At 61.3% G+C, this 13,279-nt stretch carries 13 protein-coding genes; 7 read left to right on the plus strand and 6 right to left on the minus strand.

The features are described 5' to 3' along the window. Positions 1-119: 119 nt before the first annotated feature. Positions 120-1,952 (minus strand): ATP-binding protein, encoded by a 1,833-nt coding sequence (locus NKI35_RS20685; protein WP_352741357.1) that lies wholly within the window; start codon positions 1,950-1,952, stop codon positions 120-122. Between the two features lie 152 nt (positions 1,953-2,104). On the opposite strand from NKI35_RS20685, the gene NKI35_RS20690 reads away from it, so the two are divergent. The 3 genes from NKI35_RS20690 to NKI35_RS20700 are packed head-to-tail and all read left to right on the plus strand — an operon-like array spanning position 2,105 to position 3,524. Then, positions 2,105-2,671 carry a helix-turn-helix domain-containing protein gene (locus tag NKI35_RS20690; protein WP_023668339.1) on the plus strand — a complete coding sequence of 189 codons (567 nt, stop codon included), beginning with the start codon at positions 2,105-2,107 and terminating at the stop codon, positions 2,669-2,671. A gap of 4 nt (positions 2,672-2,675) precedes the next feature. Then, positions 2,676-2,984, plus strand: coding sequence for a hypothetical protein (locus tag NKI35_RS20695; RefSeq protein WP_352741358.1), 309 nt, complete (start codon positions 2,676-2,678; stop codon positions 2,982-2,984). Between the two features lie 15 nt (positions 2,985-2,999). Continuing rightward, positions 3,000-3,524, plus strand: coding sequence for a GNAT family N-acetyltransferase (locus NKI35_RS20700; RefSeq protein ID WP_352741359.1), 525 nt, complete (start codon positions 3,000-3,002; stop codon positions 3,522-3,524). On the opposite strand, the gene NKI35_RS20705 is transcribed toward NKI35_RS20700, so the two are convergent. Both NKI35_RS20705 and NKI35_RS20710 read right to left on the minus strand, forming a co-directional pair. Next, a complete protein-coding gene (locus NKI35_RS20705; protein ID WP_023703001.1) occupies positions 3,521-5,323 on the minus strand; it encodes an NAD(P)/FAD-dependent oxidoreductase in 1,803 nt (600 codons plus the stop codon). The genes NKI35_RS20700 and NKI35_RS20705 overlap by 4 nt on opposite strands. Before the next feature lie 138 nt (positions 5,324-5,461). Then, the gene (locus tag NKI35_RS20710) at positions 5,462-6,352 is read right to left on the minus strand and encodes a LysR family transcriptional regulator (RefSeq protein WP_352741360.1); all 891 of its coding nucleotides are present in this window, start codon (positions 6,350-6,352) and stop codon (positions 5,462-5,464) included. 121 nt (positions 6,353-6,473) lie between these two features. Here NKI35_RS20710 and tmpA point away from each other — a divergent pair, with 121 nt between their 5' ends. The 3 genes from tmpA (at position 6,474) to NKI35_RS20725 (ending at position 9,021) form a co-directional block, all read left to right on the plus strand. Next, on the plus strand, positions 6,474-7,625 hold the full coding sequence (tmpA, locus tag NKI35_RS20715; protein ID WP_352741361.1) for a 2-trimethylaminoethylphosphonate dioxygenase: 1,152 nt from the start codon (positions 6,474-6,476) through the stop codon (positions 7,623-7,625). Continuing rightward, positions 7,622-8,206, plus strand: a complete 585-nt coding sequence (gene tmpB, locus NKI35_RS20720; protein ID WP_023725324.1) for a (R)-1-hydroxy-2-trimethylaminoethylphosphonate oxygenase — start codon at positions 7,622-7,624, stop codon at positions 8,204-8,206. The genes tmpA and tmpB overlap by 4 nt, the downstream gene beginning before the upstream one ends. A gap of 392 nt (positions 8,207-8,598) precedes the next feature. After that, positions 8,599-9,021: a hypothetical protein gene (locus NKI35_RS20725; protein WP_352741362.1), complete on the plus strand. Its 423-nt coding sequence runs from the start codon at positions 8,599-8,601 to the stop codon at positions 9,019-9,021. 48 nt (positions 9,022-9,069) lie between these two features. Here NKI35_RS20725 and NKI35_RS20730 read toward each other — a convergent pair whose 3' ends face one another. The 3 genes from NKI35_RS20730 to NKI35_RS20740 form a co-directional block, all read right to left on the minus strand. Further along, entirely contained in the window at positions 9,070-9,717 is a 648-nt protein-coding gene (locus tag NKI35_RS20730; RefSeq protein WP_023668347.1) for a LuxR C-terminal-related transcriptional regulator, read from the minus strand. Further along, positions 9,714-11,105 carry a sensor histidine kinase gene (locus NKI35_RS20735; protein WP_502897158.1) on the minus strand — a complete coding sequence of 464 codons (1,392 nt, stop codon included), beginning with the start codon at positions 11,103-11,105 and terminating at the stop codon, positions 9,714-9,716. The genes NKI35_RS20730 and NKI35_RS20735 overlap by 4 nt, the downstream gene beginning before the upstream one ends. Positions 11,106-11,268: 163 nt before the next feature. Next, positions 11,269-11,571 carry a DUF1236 domain-containing protein gene (locus NKI35_RS20740; protein ID WP_023731684.1) on the minus strand — a complete coding sequence of 101 codons (303 nt, stop codon included), beginning with the start codon at positions 11,569-11,571 and terminating at the stop codon, positions 11,269-11,271. 564 nt (positions 11,572-12,135) lie between these two features. Between NKI35_RS20740 and NKI35_RS20745 the strand changes: the two genes are divergently transcribed. After that, entirely contained in the window at positions 12,136-13,098 is a 963-nt protein-coding gene (locus NKI35_RS20745) for a DUF1236 domain-containing protein (protein ID WP_023668350.1), read from the plus strand. Positions 13,099-13,279 lie beyond the last annotated feature (181 nt).

Consider the following 13,279-nt stretch of genomic DNA (forward strand, 5'->3'; position numbering starts at 1 on the left):
CGAAGTCGACACCGACCGACTCAGCCTGACGAATTTTCTGGCGTGATTTACCCAAGCTGGCTGACGAAGCTGATCTCGGAAGTTGACGCGGCTTGCCGGTGGCCAGAAGGGTGTGCAGGCTAATCGTTCTGCGGGCGCATGCCGAAGGTTGTGGGCTTGAGGCCATAGCGCAGGTCGAAATCGTCGTCGGGCTGGATGCGCTGGGCGGTGGCCGGCTTGCGGTAATCGGGATCGCCGGCCTGGCGGCCGGAGTCCACGACCTCGGCGAAGGCCATCTGCTGCTGCGGTTTCGGCACGTTGCGCAGCCGCTCGACTATGGCGGCGAGATCGACGTCGTTGCCGTCCTGCGAGAACTCGTCCTGCTCTCGCTTGGCGGTGCCGGGGATCAGGTTCTCCGCCAGTTTCTCGAACTTCAGCCGCATGGTCGTCGCCACGCCTTCACCGAAGGCGATGGCTTCGCGCTGGCCCATGGAGGACAGGAAGGCCAGCGTCGAGGCGGAGGAATCGGCGATCGCCGAGCGGATGATCGCCTGGTCCTGCTCGTTGGCCAGCCGCATGGCGAAGAAGGTCGAGCATTGCGACAGGATGGTCGGATCGAGTTCACCCGGGCGCTGGGTGACGACGCCGAGATAGCAGCCATATTTGCGGCCTTCCTTGGCGATGCGCGACAGTGCATGCCTTGTCGGGGCGAAGCCAAGGCGTGGATCGGCCGGCATATAGCGGTGTGCTTCCTCGCACAGCAGCAACAGCTTCAGCCGGCCCTCGCTCCACAGCGCAAGGTCGAAGGCGAGCCGAGCCAGCACCGAACAGACGGAGTTGACCACTTCGGACGGCATGCCGGCCATCTCGAAGCAGGTCACCGGGCGGCCATGATGCGGCACACGGAAAATATTGCCGATCGTCTCGTGGATCGTGTCCTCGATCAGCCGCGAATTGAACATGAAGCGATAGCGCGGGTCGGACGCGGCGGACTCGATGCGCGTCTTCAGCGATTTCAGCGTCGGGCGGTCGTTCTTGCTTTCCAAGAGGCCCATGCGCTCGTCGATCTGCTTGATGAGATCGACCATGCGGTAGGGCACCGGCGTGTCGGCGGTCAGCGCATCGCTGCCGCGGCGCACGTAAGAGCCTGAATTGGGATTGCGATAGAGGTTCTTGGCGGCGGGGATCAGGTCGCGCAGGACATCGACTTCTTCCGGCACGACCTCTCGGCCGCGAAACAGCACTTCGGCGAATTCTTCGAGCCTGAACATCCAGAACGGCAGGTCAAGCGTCTTGGAATCGACCCGGACGCAGAACTCAGGCAGCGACGCCGCGAATTCATTGTGCGGATCGAGGATGAGGATTCGCAGATCGGGCCGGGCCGCGATCGATTTGCGCAGCAGCAGCGAGACGGCGGTGGATTTGCCGACGCCGGTTGTGCCGACAACGGCAAAATGGCGCGCCAGCGTGTCGTCGATAGCGATGTTGGCGTCGATCGACTCATCCTGCGACAGCGTACCGATGGTGATCGAATGACGCCCGGCGAGATCGTAGACCGCCTGCAGGTCACGGGTACGGATGCGGTGCGCTATGGCGCCGATATGCGGATAGGTGGTGATGCCGCGGTCGAACACCGGTTTGTCCCCTGGTTCGGCGCCGTCGCGCACTTCGCCGATCAGCTCGACGCTGACCTCGATGGGGTTTTGTCCCTCATTGCTCCAGGCGCGATCCGATTTGCCGATTTCGTAGACCAGACCAACGGTGCGCGATGTCCCGAGATTGATGGAGATCATCTTGCCGACCGTCCACAGGCCGGTGACCGCGCCTTCGATGTCGTCGGCATAGGCGCTGATGGTGGCGCGCGCACCGTCGCACTGCACGACGTTGCCGAGAATGCGCTTGTCGTTCTGCTCTGCGCGGCGGCGCTCCTGCGAGGTCGGTTCGCCGACGAAGGCTTCGCGCTCGACAAACATACGATCCGATCCCCATTCCCGTGGAGCGTCGATCCTACATAGACGGGGTTAAGGTGGCGTGATGCGGGATGGTGTAGCAGGGGTTAACCCGTCAGCGAAAATTCGACCGGCCGGCCTCTTCCCCCAATCCGAAGATTCGATATATTGGACGAATGACTGATATAGCGAATGACATGTCGGCCACGATAGGAAGACGAATCCACGCCGAAAGAGCCTTGCGGGACTGGTCGTTGGCCGACCTGGCGAACCGCTCCGGCGTCTCCAAAGCCATGCTCAGCACTATCGAGCGCGGCATGACCAGCCCGACGGCCGCGCTGCTGGTGCGCATCGCCGCTGCTTTCGGCATGACGCTGTCGACGCTGATTGCGCGCGCCGAGCAGCAAGGTGGCGGCCTGCTGCGCGAGAGTGAGCAGCCGGTTTGGCGCGACCCCGGTACGGGCTATGTCCGTCGGCATCTGTCGCCGGTTTCCGACACGCCGCTCGAATTGATCCGGGTGCAACTGCCGGCGGGCGCCAGTGTGAGCTTCCCGGCGGCGTCCTATGCCTTCATCAAGCAGCAGATGTGGCTGATCTCCGGGCGGCTCGAATTCACCGAGGGTGATATGGTGCATAGTCTCGAGCCTGGCGACTGCCTGGCGCTCGGCGCGCCGTCGGACTGCACGTTCCATGCCGTCGGACCGCAGCCGGCCGACTATCTGGTTGCGCTGGTCAGGGGCTGAAATCGTGGCAAGACGTCCCAAGCGCTCCGACAATGGCGGACCGCCGCTCGATGATTACAAGGGCACGCCATGGGGCAAGGGCGATGCCTACATCTTCCTGGCCTGGCAGGCAGCGCATGCCAAGGCGTGGAAGGCGCCAAGCCGTGACGTGATGCTGATGCGCATGGAAAAGGCCGAGCGGCTTGGCCTGACCTATGAGGAATACACGCTCGAAATCCTCGAACGCGGGCTGCATCTGCAGCCGAAAGACACCGATCGCATCGCCGCGATCAAGGCGAGACGAAAGCGGCGCCGCGTCGCGCGTCTGGATTAGCAAGGGAAAGTGCAGGTGAGTCCCATCGAAATCAGGTCGCTGACTGCGGGAACACGCGACATGCTGGCCGACCTCCTGATCGAGACGGTCGCGGCCGGCGGCTCCGTCAGCTTCATGCATCCCTTATCCAGGCAAGCGGCGGAAACTTTCTGGAGCAACTCGTTGATGGCAGCAGAGAGAGGCGAAAGAGCGGTGCTGGGCGCTTGGTATGGCGACGCGTTGGTCGGCACCGTCACCTTGCTGCTCGACTTTCCGGTCAATCAGCCGCACCGGGCCGAAATCGCCAAGCTCATGACCCGCGTCGAACACCGCGGCAAGGGCATAGCGAGCCGGCTGATGCGGGCGGCCGAAACGCTCGCCGTCGAGAAAGGCCGCACGCTTCTGGTGCTGGACACCGCAACCGAGGAGGGCGCTTCCGGCCTTTACGAAAAACTCGGCTTCACGCTCACTGGCGAAATACCGGACTTTGCCTTGAAACCGCATGGCGGGCTGACCGGCACGCTCATCTACTGGAAGCGCATCGGCGGCGCTGCCTACTAACCCTTGTGATGAACCTCTTGCAGCGCGTAGACCGGCGTCGCGATGCCTTCCATGCGCGCCTTCAGCTGCAGCGCCAGGAACTGGGAGTAATGGCGCGACTGGTGCAAATTGCCGCCATGGAACCACAGTGCCTCCTGCTGCGTCGGCTTCCACATGTTGCGCAGCTCGCCTTCCCAGGGGCCTGGGTCCTTGGTGGTGTTGGAGCCGAGGCCCCAGCATTTGCCGACCTTGTCTGCGACCTCCCGTGAGATCAAATCGGCCGCCCAGCCATTCATCGAACCGTAGCCGGTGGCGTAGACGATGAGATCGGCCGGCAGTTCCGATCCGTCGGAGAGCAGAACGGAGTGCTCCTTGATCTCCTTCACGTCGACACCGCTTTTCAGCTTGATCGACCCGTCGATGATCAGGTCGGAGGCGCCGACATCGATGTAATAGCCCGAGCCGCGCCGCAGATATTTCATGAACAGGCCGGAGCCATCGTCGCCCCAGTCAAGCATGAAGCCGGCCTTTTCCAGGCCCTTGTAGAATTTGTCGTCGCGCTTCTTCATCTCGGCATAGGCCGGGATCTGGAATTCGTGCAGGATCTTGTAGGGCAGGGAGGCGAAGACGAGGTCGGCCTTGGCGGTGGTCATGCCGCTCGCGACCGCCTTTTCCGAATAGAGCGAGCCCAGCCCGATCTCCATCAGCGTGTCCGACTTGACGATATGCGTGGTCGAGCGCTGCACCATGGTGACGTCGGCGCCGGCCTCCCAAAGGGCTGCTGCAATGTCGTGGGCGGAGTTGTTCGAGCCGATGACGACAGCTTGTCTGCCGACATAGGCATCGGGTCCCGGATGCTTCGAGGAGTGATGCTGGTCGCCCTTGAATGTGTCCATGCCCTTGAAGTTCGGCATGTTGGCCTTGCCGGATTGCCCCGTGGCCAGCACCAATTGTTTCGGCTTCAGCGTGATGTCCTTGCCGTCGCGGCGCACGACAACGGTCCATTCCTTTTTCTTGTCGTCATAAACGGCGCTCTTGGCCTCGGTCGATGACCAGTAATTCAGCTCCATCACCTTGGCGTACATTTCCAGCCAGTCGCCGATCTTGTCCTTGGGCGCGAAGACCGGCCAGTTCTTGGGGAAGTCGATATAGGGCAGATGGTCGTACCAGACCGGGTCGTGCAGGCAGAGCGATTTGTAGCGCTTGCGCCAGCTGTCGCCGGCACGCTCGTTCTTCTCGACGATGATGGTGGGCACGCCGAGTTGCCGCAGCCGGGCGCCGAGCGCGATGCCGCCCTGGCCGCCGCCAATGATGAGCGTATAGGGCTGCGTCTTGAAGCCGAGTTCGGCGGCTTCCTTCTCGCGCTCCTCCTTCCAGGTCGGGCGGTTCTTGCCATGGCCGTGCTTGGCGCCGAGCGGGCGGTCGAAACCGGCCGGCTCCTCATGGCCCTTGAGCTCGACCATAGTGGTGAGCAGCGTCCAGATCTTGCCGTCCTTCAGCCGGATGTGGCCGAAGCCGCGCGCGACAGACGTTTCGAAACTGATCCAGCCGTCGAGCACGCCGTCGCTTTCCGTGGCATCCTCGCCCTTGGCGATCGCCCAGTTCGACGGTTTGGTCCTGGCCAACTGGCTGACCAGCATGTCGCGCACCTGATCGCGGCCTTCCATCGTCTTGATGTTCCAGGTGAAGGTGACGAGATCGCGCCAGTAACAATCCTCCTGGAAGCAGGCGACCGCCTTGTCGATGTCGCCGGCGGTGAGTGCCGCGCCGAAGCGATCGAGCAGGTCGGAAAGCTTCTTGTTGGGGGCCTTGTCGAGCATTGAATTTCCTCCGCGATTTTTCCTGGCCGCCTGTAGCGAGCGGAACCCTGCCGAAGCTTGACGTCCGGCCTGGCGCAGTATCGCGACAAATTATGCGCCGCGTCACGTCGTCCAATAGTTTGCCGCGTATTCAGGGGCTTATCGGGAAATCGGGACGCCGAAGACCGTCACGAACCAGCGGCGGACCGCTTCTTCGGCAGGGCTCAGATGCGCGCCCGAGGGTGCGGTTAGATAGTGGCCGGCACCGCTCGACAGAGCGAAGCCGGAAAGGGTGACAAGCGATCCGTCGCGCAGTGCCGCGTCGGCCAACGGTCGCGATCCCAGCACCATGCCGGCGCCGTGCTTCGCCGCCTCCAACGCGGTAACGAAACTGTCGAATTTGTGCGTCGGCCCCAGCGCCGGCTTCATCCGGGCGACGGCGAACCACTCGCCCCACATTTCCCGCGCGCCGACCACTGTAAGTCTCGGCAATCCTGTCCAATCCTTGGCCTTGGCGAGATGCGGCGACGCCATCGGCGTCAAGGTTTCGCGGGTCAGGCGGTCGGCCTGCCGTCCGGCAAAAGAGCCGGGGCCAATGCCGAATCGGATGTCGAGACCCACAAAGCGCTCGCCATAATCGGCCGGTGTGTGGATGGTCTCGATCTGCAGCTGGACGAAGGGCAGGTCCTTGGCCATTTGCGGCAGCTTCGGCGCGATCATCAGCACGGCAAACGAGATCGGCGAGCGTATCGTCACGCTCTGGACGGTCTTGGGTTCAAACAGCTCGCGCGTGCTGTTGGCGATCACGGCGAAGGCCGATTGCAGATGCGGCAGGTAGGCGGCACCCTCCGGCGTCAATTCGACGCCGCGCGCCAGGCGGATGAACAGCGGCTGCTTCAACCGCTCTTCGAGAGAACGGATGTGCTGGCTGACCGCAGCCTGGGTCAGGCCAAGCTCGGCCGCGGCGGCGGTGAAATTCGACAGCCGCGCGGCGGCCTCGAAACTCCGCAGCCAGTCAAGCGGGGGCAAGGGCAGGGTTGTTTCAGTCATAAACCGTTTAGGGCCTTTGGCTGCAAAATGATAATTTGAGTTATGCCTTCGACATCATCACGATGCAATCGGAAACCCTGCGGAGTTGGCTGCGGGGCGCAGCGGACAGGAACGGATCCCCATGCTTAGCCAGGCGCTGATCGGCGACGAAGGAAGAACGATTGACCTCGGGTGGAAGGACGGCGCGCGCACTCGCTTTCACGCAGTGTGGTTGCGCGACAATGCGCTCGACGACAAGACGCGCAGCGCCGGCAACGGCCAGCGGCTGATCACCATTCTCCACATTCCCGCGCAGACATGGATCGGCGCAGCCGCGATCAAGGGCGATGCGCTTGAAGTCAGTTTCGAACCGGAGGGAAAGACGGTGCGCTTTCCTGCGGCATGGCTGAGCGCCAATGCCTATGACCGCGATGCCGCCCGACAGCCCGGCTGGACAGGCGAGGGCACCGTGCGATGGACCAGGGCCTCTATGCAGAATTCGGTGCCGCGCGCCGGCTATCTCGCTGCCAGCCGCGACCGCGCCGTCTTGCGGCAATGGCTGTCGGCGGTGAAGACCTACGGCTTCGCGGTGATGGACGATTTGCCGCCCGAATCCGGGGCGCTGTGCAAAGTGTCCGATCTGTTCGGCTATATCAGGGAGACCAATTACGGCCGATGGTTCGAGGTGCGCGCCGAGGTCAATCCAACCAATCTGGCCTACACCAATCTTGGCCTGCAGGCGCATACCGACAATCCCTATCGCGATCCGGTGCCGACCTTGCAGATCCTGTCCTGCATCGAAAACACGGTGGAGGGTGGCGAATCCAGCGTTGTCGATGGTTTTGCCGTAGCGGCCGCGCTGCAGGCAGAAAACCCCGAACGCTTCCGGCTGTTGAGTTCATACCCGGCGCGTTTCGAATATGCAGGGTCGTCGGGCGTGCGATTGCAGGCCAAGCGGCCGATGATCGAGCTCGGGCCGGATGGCGAACTCATCGCCATCCGCTTCAACAACCGCTCGCTGGCGCCGACGGTCGATGTGCCGTTCGCGGAGATGGAGGCCTACTACGCCGCCTATCGCCGGTTTGCCGAACTGATCGAGGATCCGTCCTTCGAAGTGACCTTCAAGCTCGAGGCAGGCCAGGCCTTCATCGTCGATAACACCCGCGTCATGCATGCCCGCAAGGCGTTCTCCGGCACCGGCAAGCGCTGGCTGCAGGGCTGCTACGCCGACAAGGATGGCCTTTTGTCGACGCTGTCGGCGATCGAACACGAGTTCAAGGAAGCCGCGGAATGAGCAGTCAGGATTTGAACGCGGACACCATCGTCGAATTCATCGCCGATATTTTCGAACGCCGAGGGGCGGAATCCTATCTCGGCGAACCCGTCACCATGTCGGAGCACATGTTGCAGGGCGCCTGGTTCGCCGAAAAGGACGGCGCGCCCGATGTGCTGGTGGCGGCAGCACTGCTGCACGATATCGGCCACTACACCAGCGAGTTCGGCACCTATTCGCCCGACGATGTCGAGGACAAGCATCATGACGAAGCCGGCGGCGAGGTGCTGGCGCCGTTCTTTCCACCGGTGATCGTCGAATGCGTCAGGCTGCATGTCGCGGCCAAGCGCTACCTCTGCGCTACCGACCCGACCTATTTCGGCAGGCTGTCGCAGGCCTCGGTCCACACGCTGTCGCTGCAAGGCGGGCCGATGAATGCCGAAGAGGTGGCCGAGTTCCGCAAGAACCCGTTCCACGAGGAAGCGGTTCGGGTCCGCATCTGGGACGAGGCCGGCAAGATCGCCAACATGAAGACCCGGGCATTTCGCGACTACATGCCGCTGCTGCAACGGGTTGTCCGCGACTTCGCCAATCGCGCCTGACCATAATCCGGGGGAGGAACGGCATGTGCTACCGCTTCGACGGCGAGCATGCGCTAACCGTATGCCGGAGACCTGCCGCGAGCGTCTGCGTGCCGCAGGCGCTCGCGCCCGCTGCCGATCCCTACCGGTGACGAGCCTTGTCAACGCGGATTTTATGGCGACATCCGTCGGCGCGGCCCAAGATCAGTAGGTCAGACTTCGGTGTATATTTGACTCAGACGAAGGTCTGAAAATCGAGCTGCAAGCACGAAAGGAGAGTTTCCTCAGCGTTTGTAAGCCGCAATTTTGGGCTGTTCATTCTTGAATACCGTGACACATCATGATGTGATGGTGGCATGAATGGAGAAAGGCAGCCCCTGTTTTCATCCGCGCGTCGCTGGGCGTACTTTAGCTTGCGCGTATTCGCGGCGGTTGCGGTGGCGATGCCGGTGCTTGGTGTGCGGTTGAGCCATGTCGACGGCTACAAGATCGAATTCGCCGCTGCCAGCGCCAAGAGCGGAAACAATGGCAATGGTAACGGTGGTGGTAACGGTAGTGGTAATGGCTCAGGCGGCAACGCCGGGAATGGCAACGCCAACGGAAAGGGAAAAAATGGTGCCGGCGACAACGCCCCCGGTAGCCAAGCTCCGAGTAGCCAAGTCAATGCCGCTGGCGACACGGTGACGGTACAGGGCGCCAAAATCCAGGTCGTGCATCGCGATGGATTCAGCGAAAGCATCGAGGCCGGCCGCTTCACTATGAAGGATCCGCTTGGAAGGACAATTGTCGAACGCGCCGTAAGGGCCTCCGACATTGCTCGTCTGAAAGGGCTGTGACTGTTGGTTCGCCAACCAGCATCCGACCTTCAGACAAGCCCCATCTCCCTATACAAGACCCGTTTTGGGCGCGTGCATAAGAATGGCTGCTTCGGTGCGGTTTCGCACCTTTAGCTTTTGAAATATCCGAGTCATGTGGTGTTTTACCGTTTTCTCCTGCAGGTTGAGACGTTTGGCGACTTCTTTATTGCTCAGTCCTTCGCCTACCAAGGAGATTATCCCAAGCTCGCGTCCCGAGAGATTGGCAACGAGATCGGTGGTGCGCTTTTCCGGCCGTATCAGTTCATTCAAAAGCTGCGCTGACAGGGTCGGCGAAACATATTTTTTCCCTGCGGCTATATAAGTCAGCACCTCGGCCAGCGATGCCGCCCCAATCCCTTTCAGCACATATCCGCGTACGCCCAGCCTGAGCGCCGTCGCCAAATCGGCGTTCGCCTCCGAGACGGTGAGCATGACGATCTTGCAGTCAGGCTGAGTTGCAAGAATATTTTCCGCTGCCGCCAGACCCCCTCCCGGCAAACTGATGTCGAGCAGCAATATGTCGGGATTTGCCAAGGCCGCAAGCTGTTCGGCATCCGTCGCGGTTTCGCCCGCACCAACGACTTCGAAGCCGCCGATTTCGGCGAGGCTGCGAGCCACACCCTCGCGAAACAACGGATGATCATCAACAATGGCAATCCTTATGGGAGCGGTCATTTCTGGTCCTCGATGTTGAGCGTTATCGTCAGCCGGGTCCCCCTGGGGCTCGAAAAGGTCTCGAAGTGACCTCCGATACTTTCGATACGTTCCCTCATACCGGCGAGTCCAAGTCCTTCACACGATCCCGACTGGAATCCAGGGCCGTGATCAAGCACTTGAATGAGGAGCTTGCCCTGCGTCACTCTCGCCTTGACAGCCTGACCCTTGCCCAGACCGTGTCGCCAGGCATTGTTCAGCCCCTCCTGCGCGAAGCGAAAGATGCTTATTTTCTCGGACGTCCCCAGGTCGGGCAGGCGAGATGGCAGTGAAAGCGATACGGAAGAGGCTGTACGGCGTTCATGTTCGGCAACCGCAAGCCGCAATATCTCCGCGACTGTCGAAGCTTCGATCTGTGGCAGTACGAGGCCGGTGCAGATGGCGCGGATCTCCCGCATCGCCTCATCCAACGTATGATGGATATCGGCGATCTCGGTCTTGCGGTGGCTTGGGGATGCGGCGGGATCGAGCAGCAGAGGGCTGTCCATGCGCAGCGCAGCCAGTGCGACGAGCTGAGCTGGACCGTCATGCAAATCAGACCCGATGCGACGCAAGTAACGTTCGTTGATTGCCGTTGCGCGGCGCGACGCCTGCTGGACGCGCTCCCGCAAAGCGGAATTCTGCGCCAAAAGCAACTGAAGTTCCGCCACTTGTGTCTCAAGCGCTGAACGCTGCGTTTCGATAGTGCTGCTGCCGCGAAGCACGATTCCCGAGAGCATCGCCAAGGCGACCGCCGTCGCGCCAGCCACGAGCAGCCAGCTCGACCATAGTGCCGAGTTTAAAGTGCCCTGAAGATCGTCGGCTATCTCGTAGAACTCGGAAACGGCCACAACATCGCCCGACCACGGCTCTCGAACCGGATTGTAGATCTCGAGCAGCGAGGCGGTGGGGCTCTTCCGTTCCTTCCTTTCATTTTCGTCCAGATCATTGAATTGCGCCACCACGTTTCCGCCGAACGCATGCAGCAAGTTCGCATTTGGCTCGAAGGTCTGGCCAATAAGAGCCGCGTCTTTGGCGTACAGCACCTTGCCATCACGCCGCCAAAGCACGAACGACGCCAGTTTTTTTCCGAGAGCACCCTGGTCCAGGGTTTCATCGAGTGCCCGTTTAACGGTGTCGCTGAGCTGCTGGCTTTTGCGCATATCCGGCAGGATTGGCGCGATGACACTGTCGACGTAAAGCGCGGTCGTGCTTGCAGAGTTGCGGATCACTCCATCTCGTATTTGCGAGGTGACCCATAGGCCGACGACCAGCATCAGCGACAGCAGCCCAATGCTTCCGACTATGATGAACTGCCAAGCCAACGATAGCCTGTTCCAGTTTTGATAGAGACTATCAATGTAGCGCACGTCTCAACCGACCCCGCGAGCTTTGGCCGTGCCAAAATCCTAAGCCATCCTACAACTAGAACGGTCGATGGTGCGAGCAAGCGCTAGGTTGAATTGCCGGGGAAACCGCAATTTCAGGGCATGATCCCACCGCCACCGGCGGGGAACGGCGGTGGGATCAGCGTTACTGTATGATCTTGACGATCTTCCGCGTGCCGGGGTCGACCAGCACGGTTCGCCCGTCGACCACAACGTAGCGATACTTGACGCTCGGCACTTCATGCAGTTCCACCGTGTCGGGAATGGCGGTCCCCACGTTCAATTCGACACCTGGAATCTTCACCGACGCAAGGGGCTGCTTTTTCACGTATTCGCGCACAACCGTTTCCTGCTCCGGCGCGATGATGACGTCTTGAGCAGCAACTACGCCCGCGCTCGCGAGCAGCAAGAATCCGGCAATTGCGGTCGACTGGTACATGGTCGTCATGATTCTCTCCTTCATGCGAGCAACGCTCATGCATCTTGCGCGAGCTCGATTCCGATACGGTGGTGTTGGTGAGGTTGATGCACACCGCAAGGCGAACGGGCTTTTCGCGGCTGCGTTCCCGTGTGGGGCTTCGGTCCGGGCGTCATCGGGCCAATGGACGATAGGGGGAGGGACCAAAGTCTGGTGCCAGGCTGTAGAGGTCCTAGAGCCTCCTCAGGGCGGAACACAGGGTTCTCGGCATCGTTGAGATCAGCACTTGTGGGAGGCGTTAATGGACAACAGCGTCCATCAGGCACGATGGTTGCTCTTGCCTGTTTTCGGGGTAGCCATCCTGGTCATGACGACGGGAGTACTTCTAAGCTTGTGAGGCTGGTGTGGGATCACAAGCTCAGCAGATGTTACGTTGCATTGATTGTTTGATGCAATTTGTAGGTGATTGTTGCAAAATTACTGCCTACATTCATTGGTCTTCTTAGAAGCCCGATTTTATTCACAAAATGTGGAACAAAGTATTTTTGGCAGAGTTGGCTAGGCTGAGGGACCGACTCTTTAAGGAGAAAGCAGATGAAACATGTGTTGATCACGAGCATGATTGCGCTTGGCGTCGGGTGCGGCGCCGCGATCGCCCAGACCCAGGCCGTGCAGCCGAGCGGCGGCGACAACTGCGCCGCCGGCGCGGCCGATTGCCAGAAGGGCGGCAAGGCCGGCGAACAGGCGCAAGGCAAGATGAAGTCACAGACCGATCAGAATGCACAGGGCCAGGCTGGCGCCACGACCGATCAGCAGGCTCAGGGCAAAGCCAAGCTCAAGACGGATGAACAGGCACAGGGCAAGGCCGGGACCAGTACCGAGCAGAATGCTCAGGGTCAGGCCGGCGCCACGACCGATCAGCAGGCTCAGGGCAAGGCCAAGCTCAAGACGGATGAACAGGCCCAGGGCAAGGCCGGGACCAGCACCGAGCAGAATGCTCAGGGCCAGACCGGCACCAGCACCGAGAAGCAGGCTCAGGGCAAGGCCAAGCTCAAGACGGATGAACAGGCCCAAGGCAAGGCCGGGACCAGCACCGAGCAGAACGCTCAGGGCCAGACCGGCACCAGCACCGAGAAGCAGGCTCAGGGCAAAGCCGGGACCAGCACCGAGCAGAACGCTCAGGGCCAGACCGGCACCAGCACGGACCAGCAGGCCCAGGGCAAGGCCGGGACCACCACCGAGCAGAACGCTCAGGGCAACACAAACGTCCAGACCGACCAGGGCAATACGGCCTCGATCAACAACGTGACCGTCGAGCAGAAGACGCAGGTCACGCAGATCATCCACGAGACCAGGGTTGAGCCGGTGAAGAACGTCGACTTCGACATTTCGGTCGGCATCGAGGTGCCGCGGCACAAAGTGCGCCTGCACCGTCTGCCGGCGCGCATTGTCAAGATCGTCCCGGCCTACGAATCCTATGAGTACTTCGTGCTGGCCGACGGGCGCATCGTCATCGTCGACCCGGATACGTACAAGATCGTGCTGATCCTGACGTGACACGGCAGTGGCTCTTGTTCCCGGCGCGGTGCGATTGAGGGGTATCGTATGCGCCGCGGTGGCCCGCCGACCAGAGGCGGCGGGCCACTTGCTTTGTCTTTCGCATCGCGCGTTTTTCCCGTTGACACCTTGCCTTTCACCCTCGTAGTGTCCGCCACGATGAAAAAGGCACTCATTCTCG

This window comes from Mesorhizobium sp. M0676 (assembly GCF_040320535.1).
Lineage (GTDB): Bacteria > Pseudomonadota > Alphaproteobacteria > Rhizobiales > Rhizobiaceae > Mesorhizobium.

Excerpts from the sequence above, each read along its gene's own strand:
- NKI35_RS20730 (WP_023668347.1), bottom strand. The coding sequence starts at position 9,717 with ATGACCGCTCCCATAAGGATTGCCATTGTTGATGATCATCCGTTGTTT.
- NKI35_RS20740 (WP_023731684.1), bottom strand. The coding sequence starts at position 11,571 with ATGACGACCATGTACCAGTCGACCGCAATTGCCGGATTCTTGCTGCTC.
- NKI35_RS20710 (WP_352741360.1), bottom strand. The coding sequence starts at position 6,352 with ATGACTGAAACAACCCTGCCCTTGCCCCCGCTTGACTGGCTGCGGAGT.
- NKI35_RS20705 (WP_023703001.1), bottom strand. The coding sequence starts at position 5,323 with ATGCTCGACAAGGCCCCCAACAAGAAGCTTTCCGACCTGCTCGATCGC.
- tmpA (WP_352741361.1), top strand. The coding sequence starts at position 6,474 with ATGCTTAGCCAGGCGCTGATCGGCGACGAAGGAAGAACGATTGACCTC.
- NKI35_RS20690 (WP_023668339.1), top strand. The coding sequence starts at position 2,105 with ATGACTGATATAGCGAATGACATGTCGGCCACGATAGGAAGACGAATC.
- tmpB (WP_023725324.1), top strand. The coding sequence starts at position 7,622 with ATGAGCAGTCAGGATTTGAACGCGGACACCATCGTCGAATTCATCGCC.
- NKI35_RS20685 (WP_352741357.1), bottom strand. The coding sequence starts at position 1,952 with ATGTTTGTCGAGCGCGAAGCCTTCGTCGGCGAACCGACCTCGCAGGAG.
- NKI35_RS20745 (WP_023668350.1), top strand. The coding sequence starts at position 12,136 with ATGAAACATGTGTTGATCACGAGCATGATTGCGCTTGGCGTCGGGTGC.